Source organism: Brevundimonas vitisensis, assembly GCF_016656965.1.
GTDB classification, from domain to species: Bacteria; Pseudomonadota; Alphaproteobacteria; order Caulobacterales; family Caulobacteraceae; genus Brevundimonas; species Brevundimonas vitisensis.
In genome coordinates this window covers 2,520,387-2,534,842 of sequence record NZ_CP067977.1, presented here as the reverse complement: position 1 = coordinate 2,534,842, position 14,456 = coordinate 2,520,387, and the positions used below count along the sequence as shown (strand labels likewise).

The window sequence follows — 14,456 nt, the reverse complement described above, 5'->3', positions numbered from 1 at the left end:
CCCCATATTGCGCCGCACACGAAATGAATTGCCTATCGCAGCGCAATAGCCTCCTATTCATCCTCGCGGTTCTGGACGCGGTTCGGGCCGGTGATCGACACGATTTCGGAGTTCCAGCCCGCGCCATGAGAGTTTCCACCCGCACCGCAGCCGCCACAGTCTTCCCGGCCGCTGCCCTTCTGGCCGGCCCGTCCATGGCCGTTCCGGTCGGGCCACTGCTGTCCCATCAGGCGGCCCTGGCACTGGATGGCGCGGCGACGGCCTGGATCCTGACGTCCACGGCCCTTGTGCTTCTGATGACCCTGCCGGGGCTGGCGCTCTTCTATGGCGGCATGGTCCGGCGCAAGAACATCATCGCCACCCTGGCTCATTCCACGGCAGCCTTGGCGATCGTGACGGTGCTCTGGTTCATCGCGGGCTACAGCCTGTCGTTCGGCACGGGGCCTGCCTCGATCAACGGCTTCATCGGCGGGTTCGAGGCGCTGCTGATAAACGGGGTGCGGATCGACACGGCCCACAGCCTGGCCCCCGCCCTGCCCGAGATGCTGTGGATCGCCTATCAGCTGACCTTTGCCATCATCACCCCGGCTCTGATCGCGGGGGCGTTTGCCGAGCGGATGAAGTTCTCGGCCTCGCTGCTGTTCTTCGGCCTGTGGCACCTGATCGTCTATGCCCCGATCTGTCATCAGGTCTGGGGCGGCGGCTATCTGGGTTCCATGGGCGTTCTGGACTTCGCCGGCGGAGCGGTCGTTCACGTCAATGCCGGGATCGCAGGTCTGGTCTGCGCCCTCGTTCTGGGGCCGCGTCACGGCTTTGGACGGGACAATATGGCCCCCGGCAACCTCGCCTATACGGCCATAGGCACCGGCCTGCTGCTGGTCGGTTGGCTGGGCTTTAATGCGGGCTCGGCCTGGACCGCCGACGGGATCGCTGCGGCCGCCGCCTTCAACACCATTCTCGCCGCCGCCGCCGCCGCTCTGGGCTGGATGATCGTCGAATGGATCGATCACCGGCGGCCGACCCTGCTGGGCCTGTTGTCCGGCCTGGTCGGGGGTCTGGTCGGCATCACTCCGGCGGCGGGTTTCGTCGATCCCAAAGGAGCCTTCCTGATCGGCGCGATCTCGGGACCGGCCTGCTATGCCGGGGCCGTCTGGCTGAAGCGCGCCCTGAAATACGACGACAGCCTAGACGCCTTCGGCGTGCACGGCGTGGGCGGCATCGTCGGCGCCCTGCTGACCGGCATCTTTGCAACCACCGCCATCAACCCGGTGGCCGAGGGCGCGACCGTGCTGAAACAGGCCATCGGCCTGGTCGCCGTCATCGCCTGGAGCGGCGTGGGCACCTTCGTCGTCCTGATGATCTGCAAATATACGACCGGCCTGCGCGTCACCAAGGAACAGGAGATCGAGGGCCTGGACTACACCCAGCACGGCGAGACCATTCACCCCTGACCAAAATCCTCCCCCGCCCTTCGCGGGGGAGGATCATGATCCCGCCTATCTCCCGCCGCCCGGCGTCGCTACATTGCGTCGACAGCCGCCCCGGCGACGCCGTTCGAGTCCGCTTTCGTGTTGAAGACCCTGCTGCCCAGCCGACCCGGCACCGAGCCTCTTGCCGAGGCCCTGCGGGCCTGCCGCGTGCATTTCGTCTGGGCGGCGGTGTTCAGCGCCCTGGTCAATCTGCTCTATCTGACGCCGACCATCTATATGATGCAGGTCTATGACCGCGTGGTCCCGACCGGCGGCATCGGCACCCTGATCCTGATCTCGCTGGTGGCGCTGTTCGCCCTGGCGACCCTGGGCGTCCTGGACTGGCTGAGGGGGCGGCTGCTTCTGCGGGCCGGCCTGCGGCTGGATCGCCTGCTATCGGGAACCGTCCTGTCGCGCGTGGTGGACATGCAGGGACGCGCCGCCAACACCCAGGCCCTGCGCGAGTTCGACAATGTCCGCGCCGCCGTATCGGGCCAGGGGGCCCTGGCCCTGTTCGACGCCCCCTGGACGCCGATCTATCTGGCCTGCTGCTTCCTGCTGCACCCGGCGGTCGGGGCCCTCACCCTGGTCGGAGCCCTGATCCTGCTGGTCCTGGCGATCCTGAACGAGAGGGACAGCCGCCCGCGCCTGAAGCAGGCCATCCTGTCCGGCCACGCCGCCTATGCGGCTCAGGAAGGCATCGCCGGTCAGGCCGAGGTGGTGCGCGCCCTGGGCATGCGCCGCGCGACGATCGCCCGCCAGGTCGATCAGCGCCGCCACGCCACAGATCAGCAGGCCGACGCCCAGCTGACCGGCGGCAAATATACCGGGGCGATCAAATTCCTGCGCCTGGTGCTGCAATCCCTGTCGCTGGGCCTCGCCGCCCTGCTGGCCGTGAACGGAGAGATTTCGCCGGGAGCCATCATCGCGGCCTCCGTCCTGCTCAGCCGGGCGGTCGCCCCGATCGAGCTTCTGGTCGGATCCTGGGCCGGGCTGGTCCAGGCCAAGACCAGCTGGGGCGTGCTGACCGACCTGTTCGCGGGCACGGCCGAGGTCGAGCGGCCGCGCACCCTTCTGCCCGCACCCGCCGGCCGCCTGAACGTCGAGAGCGTCAGCGTCCGCTTTCCCGACACCGAAGTGCCCCAGCTGCGCGGCGTCTCCTTTGCCCTGGCGCCGGGTCAGACGCTGGGCGTCATCGGTGCCAGCGGTTCGGGCAAGACCACCCTGGCGCGCGTTCTGGCCGGGGCCATCACCCCGACCCTGGGCGCGGTTCGCTTGGACGGTGCCGAATATGGTCTGCGCGAAGGTGACGATCTGGCCCGCTGGATCGGCTATCTGCCGCAGTCGCCCAGCCTGTTTGCCGGGTCGATCAAGGACAATATCTCGCGCTTTGCCGCCTCCACCGGACTGGACGCCGCCACCGTGGACCAGGGGGCCGTCGCCGCCGCCATCGCCGCCGGGGCCCATCAGATGATCCTGTCCCTGCCCCAGGGTTACGACACCCAGCTGGGAGCCTTCGGCGCAGGCCTGTCGGCCGGTCAGGCCCAGCGTGTCGCTCTGGCGCGCGCCCTCTATGGCGATCCGGTCCTGCTGGTTCTGGACGAACCCAACTCCAACCTGGACCAGGAGGGAGAAGCCGCCTTGATGGCCGCGACCGCCGCCGCCGCCGCACGCGGGGCCTGCGTCGTCATCATTGCCCACCGGGCGGGGGTCCTGGCCCGCGTCGATCGCCTGCTGATGCTGCAAGGCGGGGTGGTCCAGGCAGAAGGCCCGCGCGAAACCGTGATGCAGGCCCTGCAACAGACTCGTGCCGTTTCGGATGCGACCGCCCGATGACCGCTCCCACGCCCCATAATCCGGCGCCTTTGCCGGTCGTCGTCAACTCGCCCAACCCGCCCGCCCCCGTGCCCGATGCCCCGCGCAACGAGCTGCTGATCGGCGGGGCGGTCATTGCCGCCTTCTTCGTGCTGTTCCTGGGCTGGGCCGCCTTTGCGCCCCTGGATGCCGGTGCCTTTGCCCAGGGGCAGGTCGCCGTTTCCGGCAACCGTCAGGCGGTTCAGCATCGGGACGGCGGGGTCGTGTCGGTCCTGGCCGTCGCCGAGGGCGACACGGTCCAGCAAGGGCAGGTGCTGATCCAGGTGGCGGGCGGCGATCTTGCGGCCACCGAGCGCGGCCTGACGGGTCAGGTGCTGGCCCTGCTGGCACAGCGATCCCGCCTGATCGCCGAGCGGGACCGTCTGGGCAGTGTCCCGACCCCGCCTGAGTTCGCCAGCCTGCCGCCCGAGGACCAGCCCCTGGCCGCCGAGGCCCTGCGCCTGCAACGCATCCAGTTCGACGCCCGCAGTTCTGGTCGCTCGACCGAGCGCGGCGTGCTGCAACAAAGGATCAGCCAGCTGGAACAACAGGCCGAGGGCCTGCAGCGCCAGATCACCGCCAACATCGAGCAGCGCCGTCTGATCGACGAGGAACTGGAGGGGATGCGGTCCCTGGCGGCGCAGGGCTATGCGCCCATGACCCGCGTTCGGGCGCTGGAGCGTCAGGCCGCCGAGCTGGACGGCCAACAGGGCTCCTTGCGGGCCCAGGTCGCCGCCACCCGCGAACAGATCGGCGAAACCCGCCTGCAGATCTCGGCCGTCGGCACCACGACCAATGAGGACGTGGCCGAACAGCTTCGCAACATCGAGATCCAGCTGAACGAACTACAGCCGCGCCTGGCCGCGACGCGCGCCCAGATCGCCCGCAATCAGGTCCGCGCCCCCGCCTCGGGTCAGGTGGTCGGCCTGACCATCTTCACCGCCGGAGGCGTGATCCAGCCGGGCCAGACCCTGATGGAGATCGTGCCGACCGACGCGTCGCAGATCATCGTTGCCGAGATCGACCCCGCCGACATCGACAACCTGCGGATCGGCCAGGACACGGAGGTGAAATTCCCCGGCCTGCGCGAAACCAATCCCCCGATCGTGCGAGGGCGGATCACCCGCATCTCGGCCGACAGTTTCACGCGCGAACAGACCGGGGCCCGCTACTTCCGCGCCGAGATCGTCGTGCCCCAGACCGAGCTGGAAAAGCTGGGCCCTTCGGCGGGCTTCATACGGCCGGGGGCTCCGGTCGAGGTCGTGGTGCTGCTGCGTCGCCGCACCGCCCTGCAATATCTTCTGGAGCCGCTGACCCGCGGTCTGTGGCGTTCGGGCAGCGCGCAGTAAGTCGGCTTAGAGCCTGATCGGTTGTTGGACGGCGTCCAACAACCGATTTCGCTCTAGGGCCGGTTGCCGCCGGTCCGTTCCCGGAACTGGGTCTTCATGCCGTTGACCCAGCCAGCAAAGGTGTCGGCTGCGGCGGTCAGGCTGGCAAAGTCCTGCGCCTGTGCGGTGCCGCCCAGACCGTCCAGTCCCGCCAGGGCGATCCGCAGGGCATTGGGGGCCTTGGCCCCGGCGATGAAGCCGGACCAGTTGCGCGAGAGCCGCGCCACCGCCCCGCCGTCGCCGCCCAGCGAATAGCCGACGCCGGCGCGGATCAGCCGGCTTTCGTCCTCGGCGCTCAGGGGCGTGCCTGTGTCCTTGAACCGCTCACCCAGCCGCGCCTCATAGATGGCGGCCGCCTCGGCCCACTTCTGCTGTTTCCACAGGACTTCGGCGCGGACATCGCGGGCGGCGGGGCTCTGATCGTCGCCCAGGACTTCCAGGGCATGGTCGAACCGGCCCAGATCCATCAATGCCCGCGCTTCCAGGGCCCGACGTTCGGCGTTCATGGCGGTCGGCAGCAGGGTGGTGCGCGATCCCCACAGCGCCTGCAGGGCCTTCTCCGGCTGGCGATCCATCAGATAGACGGTGGCCAGATCGGTCGCGACCTGGGCCTTGGCCACACCCTCCAGCCGGTTGTCGACCTGGTGTTTCAGCAGTTCCGCCGCCTGGTCCAGCAGGTCGACATCGATCAGCCGCCGCGCCAGTCGACGCACCATCTCGTCGCCGTCCGCCCCCACCGGGGTCAGGTCGCGGAAGTCATAGAACAGGCCCAGCGCCTGGACCGGCTGCATGCCGTCGGCCCCGCCCTCCAGGAACAGCACGCGGAAGGCCTTGTCCTGGTCGGCCTGAAGCTCGGTTGCGCCCGGCAGGCGCGCCATGCGCGGTCCGGCGCCACGCAGGGCGGTCAGGGCCTCGCGATACAGGCCCTGCGACAAGTAGAGCTGGCCCAGGGTGCGGATCACCTCGACCTCGACGGCATCGCCCCGCCAGCGCCAGCGCAGGGATTCCAGCTGGGCCGCCGCCACGTCGGGCTTCATCGTCCCGCGCGCCAGTTCCAGCCGCACAATGCCCAGTTTGGCGGGCACGGCCACTCCGTCCAGCGGCGCGCGGGCCACGGCCCGATAGACGGCCAGGGCCCGGTCGCCCTGCCCTTCCAGTTCGAACAGCCGGGCCTGGATCAGACGCGCGGCCAACTGGTCGGCCGCCGGTGCGGGCTGGCTGAAGCTATAGGCCAGCAGGGCCCGCGCAGCCTCCAGCTCGCCGGTCTCGATGGCGGCCAGGGCATGGGCGGCCCCGAACCGGGCGCGCCACTCGGGCGCAAAGCGGTCGATCACGCCCGCACCAGCCGCAAAGGACCGCCGCGCTTCGATCCAGTCGCCCTGTCTGCTGGCGACATAGCCGCGCCAGACGGCGGCGGATGGATCACCAGCCAGGGAAGCCCCCGCCAGATCGCCCTGCGCCTCTTCCAGTCGACCGATGGAGGCCCGCGCCGCGCCGCGCAGACCGCGCACCTCGGCTTCCCCGAGCATATTGGGGGCTGCGGCAACGATCGCATTCAATACGCCGATCGCCTCATAGGCCAGGCCAGAGCCGATCAGGAACCGGGCCAGGGCCAGCCTGGCCTCGACGGGGGCGCGCGGATCGTCACCGGCCTTGGCCCCCTCCTGGGCGGCTGCGTCCTGCAGCGCGCGGTGGCGTTCGGTAAAGGTCTGGTCGCCCAGTCCGGCCCATTCGGCCAGGATCAAGGCCGGATAAGGCGCTTTGCGCGGCGCATCCGCGCCCGCCGTCGCTGTCTGCAACCCCGCCGACGGCGGAGACAGGATCAGCCCGCGCGGCCGCGACAGAGTGACCAGATCGCCCTCTGCGCGGATGGCCAGATCGTCGGCGGGCGTCTCGACCGCCAGTCCATGCGCGGTGGGGATCAGGGTCAGGTCCACCGACTGCTGGCGACGGCCATATCCCTTGCCGGGGGCCAGTGCCGTGACGGCGGCGAAGCGGTCGCCCACGACCGGATCGGTCAGCCAGATCGCCTTTGTCGCCCCGGCCATGCGTGCAACCAGGACCGGCTCTCCGCTGTCGTCGCGACCGACGTCGACACCGGTGGCAGACCGGGGCAGGCCCCCGATGACCACACGCCATCCTGTGCCTTCACTGACGGCGGAGACAGGAAGACTGCGCGGCGCAGCGATGCGGACGGCGACATAGTCGGGACCGGCCGCCCACCGGGCATCCGTCGCCGGGCCCAGGGTCCGGGCCCCCGCCATGTCCAGACGGGCAACGGTGTCGAACACCACCCAGACGGCATCGCCGCGCCGAAAGACTGCGGCTCCGACGGCCTGAGGCCATTGAAAATCCAGGCTGACGCTGTCTTCGGCGACGGTCGCCTTGACCGGTATCGCCTCGGTGATCGGCGCCTTGGCTGCGGCTTCCACGGGCGGCGCGGCACCGGGTGCATAAAGGTTCAGCCAGACCGCGCCATCGGCCACGCCCGACCGCGCCTCGGCGCCCTCGGCCAAGGTCAGAACCAGTTCGGTGCCGCCCCTCACCGAGCGGGTCTCGACGCTCTCGACGCCTCGCGGGGGATCGACCTTCAGCCGGCTGACGTCAGGGGCCGCTGTGGTGCCCAGGCGAACGATCACGGCCCGCCCGTCCTGGCGCACCCGGGACCGGGCCCCGATCACGCCGGCGAACTCGACGCGGGTAAAGGCTTCGGTCGCTCCGATGCGGATGACGATCGGGTCCAGTGCGACCGTGCCCTCCTGCGCGAGGGAGGCAAAGGGCGCGAACGTGATCGCCCCGGCCGCGGCAGCCGCCACGGAGGTCTTCAACAGTCGAGAACGGGCGACGCGCGAGGCGGACATGCGCGCGCACCCTCGCGCGAACGGCCTTTCATCGCGGTTAATGCCGGTTCACCGTATTTGGGTCGACCAATAGTCGCGGATGTGGCGCTTGCTATCGGCGGACCAGGGGCCGATCTAGGGCTTGTCTTGTCAGGACCCCATTGTGACCGAACCCGCCCCTTCCGAACCGCTCCACCCTCGTCTCAACACCCTGGCCACCGGTATCCGCTGCCGTTGCCCACGGTGCGGCAAGGGCCCGCTGCTGCGCGGCTATCTGACCATCCGCGACCGCTGCCCCGTCTGTGATCTGGATTATGGCTTTGCCGATCCCGCCGACGGCCCTGCCTTCTTCGTCATGTCGGTCGTGGGTGTGCTGGGCATGGCCGCCTTCATGGCCTTCGAGTTCACGGTGCACCCGCCGACCTGGGTCCATTTCGCCTTCACCTTTCCGGCTCTGGCGGCGGCCTGCCTGCTGATCCTGCGCCCGTTCAAGGGGTGGATGGTGGCCGAGCAATATGTGCACAAGGCAGCCCCGCCCGAGTTTGAAAGCATCGGCAAACACGGCCCGTTCTGAGCGTCACGCCGCGCGATCAAAGCATGGCGGCTTTGCGACCGACCCTCGCAACGATCTGAGGTGTCAGGGGTTATTTATGCTCAAGCTGCCGTTCCAGCGCCTGATTTGCACCGGGGGCGGAGGGCCGCTAGACTATAGACCTCCCCATTAGCCCTTGTATTTGTTCCACAATCGCACGGGGAGCCACGAACATGGTTCGTGGGCGGCCGGCTGTCAGCGTCGGTGAGTGGAACCTGTTCAAGGACTGATTATGCGTGTTTCGACCCTCCTCGCCGCCACCGCCTCCGTTGCCCTGATCTCGGGTGCCGCCGCAGCCGCCCCCGCCGCAGTCGCCACTGCCGCCGTCTCGGCACCGCAGGATGCCGCCTATACCGACGCTGAACTGAAGGGCTATGCCACGGCCATGGCGCGGATCGCGCCGATCGCCCAGTCCCTGAACGGCGCGGCTCCCAATGCCGACCAGCAGGCCCAGATGGCCGCTGCCGTCAGCGAGTCCGGCCTGACGATCGAGAAGTTCAACGAAATCTCCAATGCCGTGGGTGCTGATCCCGAGCTGGGCGCCCGCGCCGAGCTGGCCGCCGCCACGCCGTCGCCGGCCGGCTCGGTCGGTGCTGGCGTGACCGATACCGAGGCCGATCAGTTCGGGGCCGCCATGGTTCAGCTTCAGGCCGTGCTGGCCACGGTGCAGGGTGGCACCCCCACCCCCGAGCAACAGGCCCAGATGGCCGCCATCGTCGAAGGCTCCGGCCTGTCGGTCGAGCGGTTCAATGAGATCTCGAACGCCGTGGCTCAGGACGCCCACCTGCGCGCCCGCGTCTCTCTGGCCGACGCACGCCGCAACTGATCGCGACGACACACTGAGCGGAACGAGGGGTGGTCCACCGGGCCACCCCTTTTCCATGGACGTCACATACCGTCAGTCGCTAAGCGTTGCCGCTGAGTGAAAGCCGGGCCATAGATGCTGTCCATGGTCAGGCTTGGAGGCTTCGGATGATGGGTTTCGGTCGAGGCTTGCACTTGATGTTCGTAATGACGGCAGCGGGGGCCCTGATTCCCGGGATCGTCCAGGCCCAGTCGGGCTGCGTCAGCCAGAACAGCAATTTCTCCGTCCGCATTGTCGAATGCGACGCCGTCATCGCCGCCGGCGACATGGGCGATATCGACTATGCCAACGCCCTGTTCAACCGGGGCTATGCCCTCAGCCAGACGGGCGACAAACCGGCCGCCATCGCCAACTACAGCGCCGCCATCGCTGTAAATCCGACCTTCGCCAATGCCTATGACAATCGGGGCTGGCTGCGCCATGAGGCCGGCCAGAATGAAGCGGCGCTTGCCGATGTCTCGCGCGCAGTCGAACTGAACCCCCAAAGTCAGAACGCCTGGAGCAACCGCGCCACCATCGCCCTGCGGATGGGCCGGTTCGACGAGGGCATGATGAGCGCCGACCGGCTGCTGGCCCTGAATCCCGGCCACAAATACGCCAACGCTTTCCGCGCTCGCGCCTTCCTGGGACAGGGACGGCTGGACGAAGCCATGACCGCCATCGAACTGGCCATCCGTATCGACCCCGCCGCCACCTATATGCTGACGGACCGCGGCATGATCTATCAGAGACGCGGCGACGATTTGCGTGCCTTCGGCGACTATGACGCGACCTTGCGCAGCACACCCGACGATGCCTGGGCGCTGTATGGCCGTGGCCTGGCTCAGCTTCGTCTGGGCCGCCCGGCCGAAGGCCAGGCCGACATGGCACGGGCGGTCACCCTTAAGCCCGACATCGCCGAAAGCTTTGCCCGCTATGGGATTCGGCCATGAAGGACCTCCGCATGAACCGCACCCCGCTCCTGGTCGCCCTGGCGCTCGGTCTGATAGCCGCCAGTCCCGCCTGGGCTCAGAGTGATGGCCAAACTCGGCTGAGTTCAGCGAACGAAACCTGCCGGATCGATGGCCCGAACGCGGCACGCATCGAGGCCTGCACCTATGTGATCGCCCACGCCCAGCTGACCCGAAACCTGCTGACCGGCAGCCTGGCGAGCCGCGGCCAGGCGCACCGTCTGTCTGGCAATCGCGAGGCGGCGATGGCAGATTTTGACGCCGCCCTGACGATAGACCCGGAATACGGCTTTGCTTGGCTGGGTCGCGGTCAGGTGCTGCAGGCGGACGGTGATACGGTCGCCGCGATCGCGGCGTTCGACAAGGCTACCCGCTATTCGCCCACTCTGGCCGGACCCTATATCGCACGCGGCAACATCATGCTCACGCGATCGGACTTCGCTGGGGCGGAGGCAGAGGCGAACCGCATGCTGGCTGCGATACCGGACACTGCCTCTGCCTATCGGATGCGTGCTCTGGCGCGTCTCCGGCTGAGGCGGTTGGACGAAGCCCTGGCCGACGCCGACCGGTCGATCCAGCTGGCGCCGAACGATGCCTACAGCTTCGATCTTCGCGGACAGATTCATCAGGCCCGGGGCGATCAGCTGCGGGCCTTTGCCGACTATGACCGGGCGGTCGGCCTGTCCCCACAGACGGTCAACTATCTGTTTCGCCGGGGCAATGTCCTGCATGGGCTGGGCCGCTATGCCGACGCCATAGCCGACTTCGATGCCATCAACCGCATCCAGGCCCCGAATGCGACGGTGCTGAACGCCCTGTGCTGGAGCCGGGCGGTCTGGGGTCAGCAGCTTGATCAGGCCCTGGCAGAGTGCAATGAATCCTTGCGCCTGAGGAACGACGCCAACACCCTCGACAGCCGGGGCCTGGTGCATCTTCGCCGAAGCGACGCCGCGGCCGCCTTTGCCGATTATGACGCTGCCTATCGGCTGGATGCCGACTCAGCCTCAGCCCTGTATGGGCGTGGACTGGCCCAGATCCGGCTGGGCCGCGAGGTCGAAGGTCGGGCTGACATCGCCGCGGCTGTGGCTAAGGACCCCAAGACCGCCGAAAACTATGCTGGCTACGGCTTCCCTGCCCCCTGATCGGGGCTGACGGGGCCGGTCAGGACCGCCACGCCCGCCGACAGGGCCAGCTGGCGCGGATAGTCGCGGCTGACGCCCAGCATGTCGCCCAGGATCGGCCCGATCAGGGCGTCGGCAAAGGCCATGTAGGCGGCGGTCAGAACCAGGCCGGTGGCCTTGGCCTGGGCCTCTGCATCGCCCCCGGCCAGCCGGGCGACCCGCACCGCCAGGTCGCGCACCACCTCGGCCAGGCCCGCCGCCCGCTCGCCCTCACGCGCCAGAACCAGGGCGGCAGCCAGCTCGGCCGCCCCGCCCTGATCGGGCCCCGCACCAAAGGCGTCGAAGACCGCATCCAGCAGCTTGCGCTGGCCCAGTTCGCCCGGCTGCAGGGCTTCCAGCCCCCCCGCGATCCGCTCGGCCAGGTCCCGCACGACCCGATCCATCAGGGCCGCCTGCAAGCCGGCCGCCGATCCGAAATGGTGGATCAGATTGGCATGGCCGACGCCCATGCGCGCGCCCACGGCCTTCAGCGTGACCGCCGACGGCCCACCCTCGGCCAGCAGGGCGCGAGCCGCCACGATCGCCTCGGCGCGGGCATCGTCACCCCGCCGGCGCGTCGCGGGTGAAGCAGCAGTCGGATTAGTTGACATTAGTGTCAGTTAACTCCATCTTCGTCTGGTCGTAAGGAGATTACGCATGCCGGTCCAGACCTCGCCCGCCGACCTGACCATCACGGCCCGCCCCCTGCACATGGATCGTGACGCCCAGACCCCGCGCTGGTGGCTGAACGGCGATCCTTACGGCACGGCGGTAATGAACGCCCTGTCCCTGACCTTTCCGGATGGCGAGCGGTTCTTCATCCAGGCCGTGCGGCGTTTCGAGGGTGATTGCCCCCCCGCCCTGCGCGCTCAGGTCCGCGCCTTCGTGCAGCAGGAAGGGGCCCATACGCGCGAGCATATCGCCTTCAACGCCCTGACCGAGCGCTCCGGTTATGACGTGACCGAGGCCATGGCCTTTGTCGAGGCGCGCATCGGCCTGGCCCGGTCGCGCCCGGCCATCGCCCAGCTGGCCGCCACCGTGGCGCTGGAGCATTTCACGGCCGCCTTCGCCCATGCCCTGCTCAGCCGCCCCGAACTCCTCAAAGACGCGCCGCCCGAGCTGGCCCGGCTGTGGCGCTGGCATTCGATCGAGGAGATCGAGCACAAGGCCGTGGCCTATGACGTCTTCATGCACGCCATCTCGGGCCTGTCGCCGCTCAAACGCTGGGCCTTCCGCCGTCGCGCCATGATCCTGTCGACCCTGCTGTTCACCAAGACGGTGCGGGTCACGGCGCGGATGCTGCTGAAACAGGACGGCATTACCGGCCTGCGCGCACGCTGGGGCCTGTTCCGCTGGCTTTGGCTCAAGCCGGGCCTCTACCGGATGATCCTGGGCGACTATCTGACCTTCTACCGCCCCGGTTTCCACCCCTGGCAGACGGACGACCGCGCCCTGATCGCAGAGGCCGAGGCCGGTCTGGCCATGGCCGCCTAGGCCGCGCTCTCCACGTCGTCCTCGTTCAGCAGCTTGCCCTCGCGGCGCGGCTTCACATAGGGGGCCGGCTGCGGTGTCGAGGCATTGCCGCGCATCAGCGACCGCCCGGCCTGAAGCCCACCGGCCAGTTGAAGGGTCAGCCGTTCCTCGTCGCGGCGGCGCACGTCCTCGATCGTCTCGCGCGCCTCCTGGTCGCTCAGGCCCAGGTCCAGCAGCACCTTCTCGCTGAAGGCCAGGGCCGACTCGAACGTCTCGCGCACCTGATAGTCGACGCCCGCCTGGATCAGGCGGATGGAGTGCCCCCGGTCGAAGGCCCGCACGAACAGCTTGGTCAGGGGGAACTCCGATTTGACCAGTTCGACGATCCGGTCGGCGGCTTCGGGCTTGTCCACGCACACCAGGATGGTCTCGGCCTTTTCCGCGCCCGAGGCGCGCAGGGTGTCCAGCCGGGTACCGTCGCCGTAATAGACCTTGAAGCCGAAATTCCCGGCCGCCTGGATCATCTCCACATCGTGGTCGATGATCGAGACATCGACGTCGCGTGCCAGCAGCGGCTGGGACACGACCTGGGCGAACCGGCCAAAGCCGATGATCAGGACCCGTTCGCGCAGACCCTCGGCCCGGTCCACGCCCTCGGCCTCGTCCGGCGACAGGGTAGAGGCCGGCATGAACCGGCCGACGATCATGGTGGTCAGAGGCGTCAGCACCATGGACAGGATGACGATCGCCGTCAGGGCCGCCGAGACCCGGGCATCGAACACCCCGACCGACAGGGCGGCGGCATAAAGGACAAAAGCGAACTCGCCCCCCTGGGCGAACAGCACCGCGCGCTCGACCGATTCCCGCTCGGTCGCCTTGAACACCCGGCCGACGCCATAGATCGCAACCGCCTTCACCGCCATGAAGGCGACCACACCGCCGATGATGACCTGCCAGTCGGCCAGCACCACCGCGACGTCCAGCGACATCCCGACGCTGACGAAGAACAGGCCCAGCAACAGGGCGCGGAACGGCTCGACGTCGGCTTCCAACTGATGGCGGAAGGTCGATTCCGACAGCAGAACCCCGGCCAGGAAGGCCCCCATGGCCATGGACAGACCGCCCAGGTCCATCAGCCACGCCGCTCCCACCACGACCAGCAGGGCCCCATAGGTCATGACCTCGCGCCCGCCGTATCGCGCCAGGATGCGGAACACGGGGTTCATCAGGAACCGTCCGGCCAGGAAGACCACCGCCACGGCCCCGACGGCCAGACCGATGGTCCGCCACAGCGGCGGCGCGGCCTCGCCCGAGGTTCCCATCACCCCGGCCATGATCGCCACCACGGCCAGCAGGGGCACGATGGCCAGATCCTCCAGCAACAAGATGGAGACCGCCCGCTGGCCCAGGGGCGTCCCCATCTCGCCGCGTTCGTCCAGCATCTGCATGATGACGGCGGTCGAACTGAGCACAAAGCCCATGGCCCCGACGAAGGCGATCGGGGCCGACAGCCCGGCCGCCATGCCGGTCAGGGTCAGCAACAGGCCCGCCACCCCGACCTGGGCCACTCCCAGGCCGAAAATCTCTTTTCTCAGGCTCCACAGCCGGGCCGGTCGCATCTCCAGGCCGATGATGAACAGGAACATCACCACGCCCATCTCGGCGACGTGCAGCACCGCCTCGGGCTCACGGATCAGGCCGATCCCGAACGGCCCGATCAGCAGCCCTGCCGCCAGATAGCCGAGCACCGACCCCAGACCCAGACGCCGAAACAAGGGGACGGCCACGACCGCCACGGCCAGCAGACCCACCACATGGCCCAGCTCCAGACCTCCGCCCGCTTCCGCCATGATCGTTCGCCCCCC

Annotated in this window: 11 protein-coding genes; 8 read left to right on the top strand and 3 right to left on the bottom strand. The window is 68.6% G+C overall.

Going from position 1 to position 14,456, the window contains the following annotated elements:
* Positions 1 to 125: 125 nt before the first annotated feature.
* From JIP62_RS12880 to JIP62_RS12870, 3 genes are all read left to right on the top strand, one after another.
* Entirely contained in the window at positions 126 to 1,451 is a 1,326-nt protein-coding gene (locus tag JIP62_RS12880; RefSeq protein WP_201102559.1) for an ammonium transporter, read from the top strand.
* Positions 1,452 to 1,568: 117 nt separating this feature from the next.
* Positions 1,569 to 3,305, top strand: a complete 1,737-nt coding sequence (locus JIP62_RS12875; protein WP_201102558.1) for a type I secretion system permease/ATPase — start codon at positions 1,569 to 1,571, stop codon at positions 3,303 to 3,305.
* A complete protein-coding gene (locus tag JIP62_RS12870; RefSeq protein ID WP_201102557.1) occupies positions 3,302 to 4,672 on the top strand; it encodes an HlyD family type I secretion periplasmic adaptor subunit in 1,371 nt (456 codons plus the stop codon). The genes JIP62_RS12875 and JIP62_RS12870 overlap by 4 nt, the downstream gene beginning before the upstream one ends.
* Positions 4,673 to 4,725: 53 nt before the next feature.
* Here JIP62_RS12870 and JIP62_RS12865 read toward each other — a convergent pair whose 3' ends face one another.
* Positions 4,726 to 7,572 carry a tetratricopeptide repeat protein gene (locus JIP62_RS12865; RefSeq protein WP_230974758.1) on the bottom strand — a complete coding sequence of 949 codons (2,847 nt, stop codon included), beginning with the start codon at positions 7,570 to 7,572 and terminating at the stop codon, positions 4,726 to 4,728.
* A gap of 190 nt (positions 7,573 to 7,762) precedes the next feature.
* Between JIP62_RS12865 and JIP62_RS12860 the strand changes: the two genes are divergently transcribed.
* The 4 genes from JIP62_RS12860 (at position 7,763) to JIP62_RS12845 (ending at position 11,100) form a co-directional block, all read left to right on the top strand.
* Positions 7,763 to 8,125, top strand: a complete 363-nt coding sequence (locus tag JIP62_RS12860; RefSeq protein ID WP_230974912.1) for a DUF983 domain-containing protein — start codon at positions 7,763 to 7,765, stop codon at positions 8,123 to 8,125.
* A 250-nt stretch (positions 8,126 to 8,375) separates the two neighbouring features.
* Positions 8,376 to 8,969, top strand: a complete 594-nt coding sequence (locus JIP62_RS12855) for a DUF4168 domain-containing protein (RefSeq protein ID WP_201102556.1) — start codon at positions 8,376 to 8,378, stop codon at positions 8,967 to 8,969.
* Positions 8,970 to 9,154: 185 nt separating this feature from the next.
* Positions 9,155 to 9,940, top strand: a complete 786-nt coding sequence (locus JIP62_RS12850) for a tetratricopeptide repeat protein (RefSeq protein ID WP_201102555.1) — start codon at positions 9,155 to 9,157, stop codon at positions 9,938 to 9,940.
* 11 nt (positions 9,941 to 9,951) lie between these two features.
* Positions 9,952 to 11,100 carry a tetratricopeptide repeat protein gene (locus JIP62_RS12845; protein ID WP_201102554.1) on the top strand — a complete coding sequence of 383 codons (1,149 nt, stop codon included), beginning with the start codon at positions 9,952 to 9,954 and terminating at the stop codon, positions 11,098 to 11,100.
* Here the strand turns inward: JIP62_RS12845 and JIP62_RS12840 are convergent.
* A complete protein-coding gene (locus JIP62_RS12840) occupies positions 11,079 to 11,729 on the bottom strand; it encodes a TetR/AcrR family transcriptional regulator (protein ID WP_201102553.1) in 651 nt (216 codons plus the stop codon). The genes JIP62_RS12845 and JIP62_RS12840 overlap by 22 nt on opposite strands.
* Before the next feature lie 46 nt (positions 11,730 to 11,775).
* Here JIP62_RS12840 and JIP62_RS12835 point away from each other — a divergent pair, with 46 nt between their 5' ends.
* Positions 11,776 to 12,612 carry a metal-dependent hydrolase gene (locus JIP62_RS12835; RefSeq protein ID WP_201102552.1) on the top strand — a complete coding sequence of 279 codons (837 nt, stop codon included), beginning with the start codon at positions 11,776 to 11,778 and terminating at the stop codon, positions 12,610 to 12,612.
* Here the strand turns inward: JIP62_RS12835 and JIP62_RS12830 are convergent.
* Positions 12,609 to 14,441, bottom strand: coding sequence for a monovalent cation:proton antiporter-2 (CPA2) family protein (locus tag JIP62_RS12830; protein WP_201102551.1), 1,833 nt, complete (start codon positions 14,439 to 14,441; stop codon positions 12,609 to 12,611). The genes JIP62_RS12835 and JIP62_RS12830 overlap by 4 nt on opposite strands.
* Between the last annotated feature and the right edge of the window lie 15 nt (positions 14,442 to 14,456).

Coding starts and splice junctions, on each gene's coding strand:
- JIP62_RS12880 (WP_201102559.1), top strand. CDS start 126: ATGAGAGTTTCCACCCGCACCGCAGCCGCCACAGTCTTCCCGGCCGCT.
- JIP62_RS12870 (WP_201102557.1), top strand. CDS start 3,302: ATGACCGCTCCCACGCCCCATAATCCGGCGCCTTTGCCGGTCGTCGTC.
- JIP62_RS12865 (WP_230974758.1), bottom strand. CDS start 7,572: ATGTCCGCCTCGCGCGTCGCCCGTTCTCGACTGTTGAAGACCTCCGTG.
- JIP62_RS12855 (WP_201102556.1), top strand. CDS start 8,376: ATGCGTGTTTCGACCCTCCTCGCCGCCACCGCCTCCGTTGCCCTGATC.
- JIP62_RS12850 (WP_201102555.1), top strand. CDS start 9,155: ATGACGGCAGCGGGGGCCCTGATTCCCGGGATCGTCCAGGCCCAGTCG.
- JIP62_RS12845 (WP_201102554.1), top strand. CDS start 9,952: ATGAACCGCACCCCGCTCCTGGTCGCCCTGGCGCTCGGTCTGATAGCC.
- JIP62_RS12840 (WP_201102553.1), bottom strand. CDS start 11,729: ATGTCAACTAATCCGACTGCTGCTTCACCCGCGACGCGCCGGCGGGGT.
- JIP62_RS12835 (WP_201102552.1), top strand. CDS start 11,776: ATGCCGGTCCAGACCTCGCCCGCCGACCTGACCATCACGGCCCGCCCC.
- JIP62_RS12830 (WP_201102551.1), bottom strand. CDS start 14,441: ATGGCGGAAGCGGGCGGAGGTCTGGAGCTGGGCCATGTGGTGGGTCTG.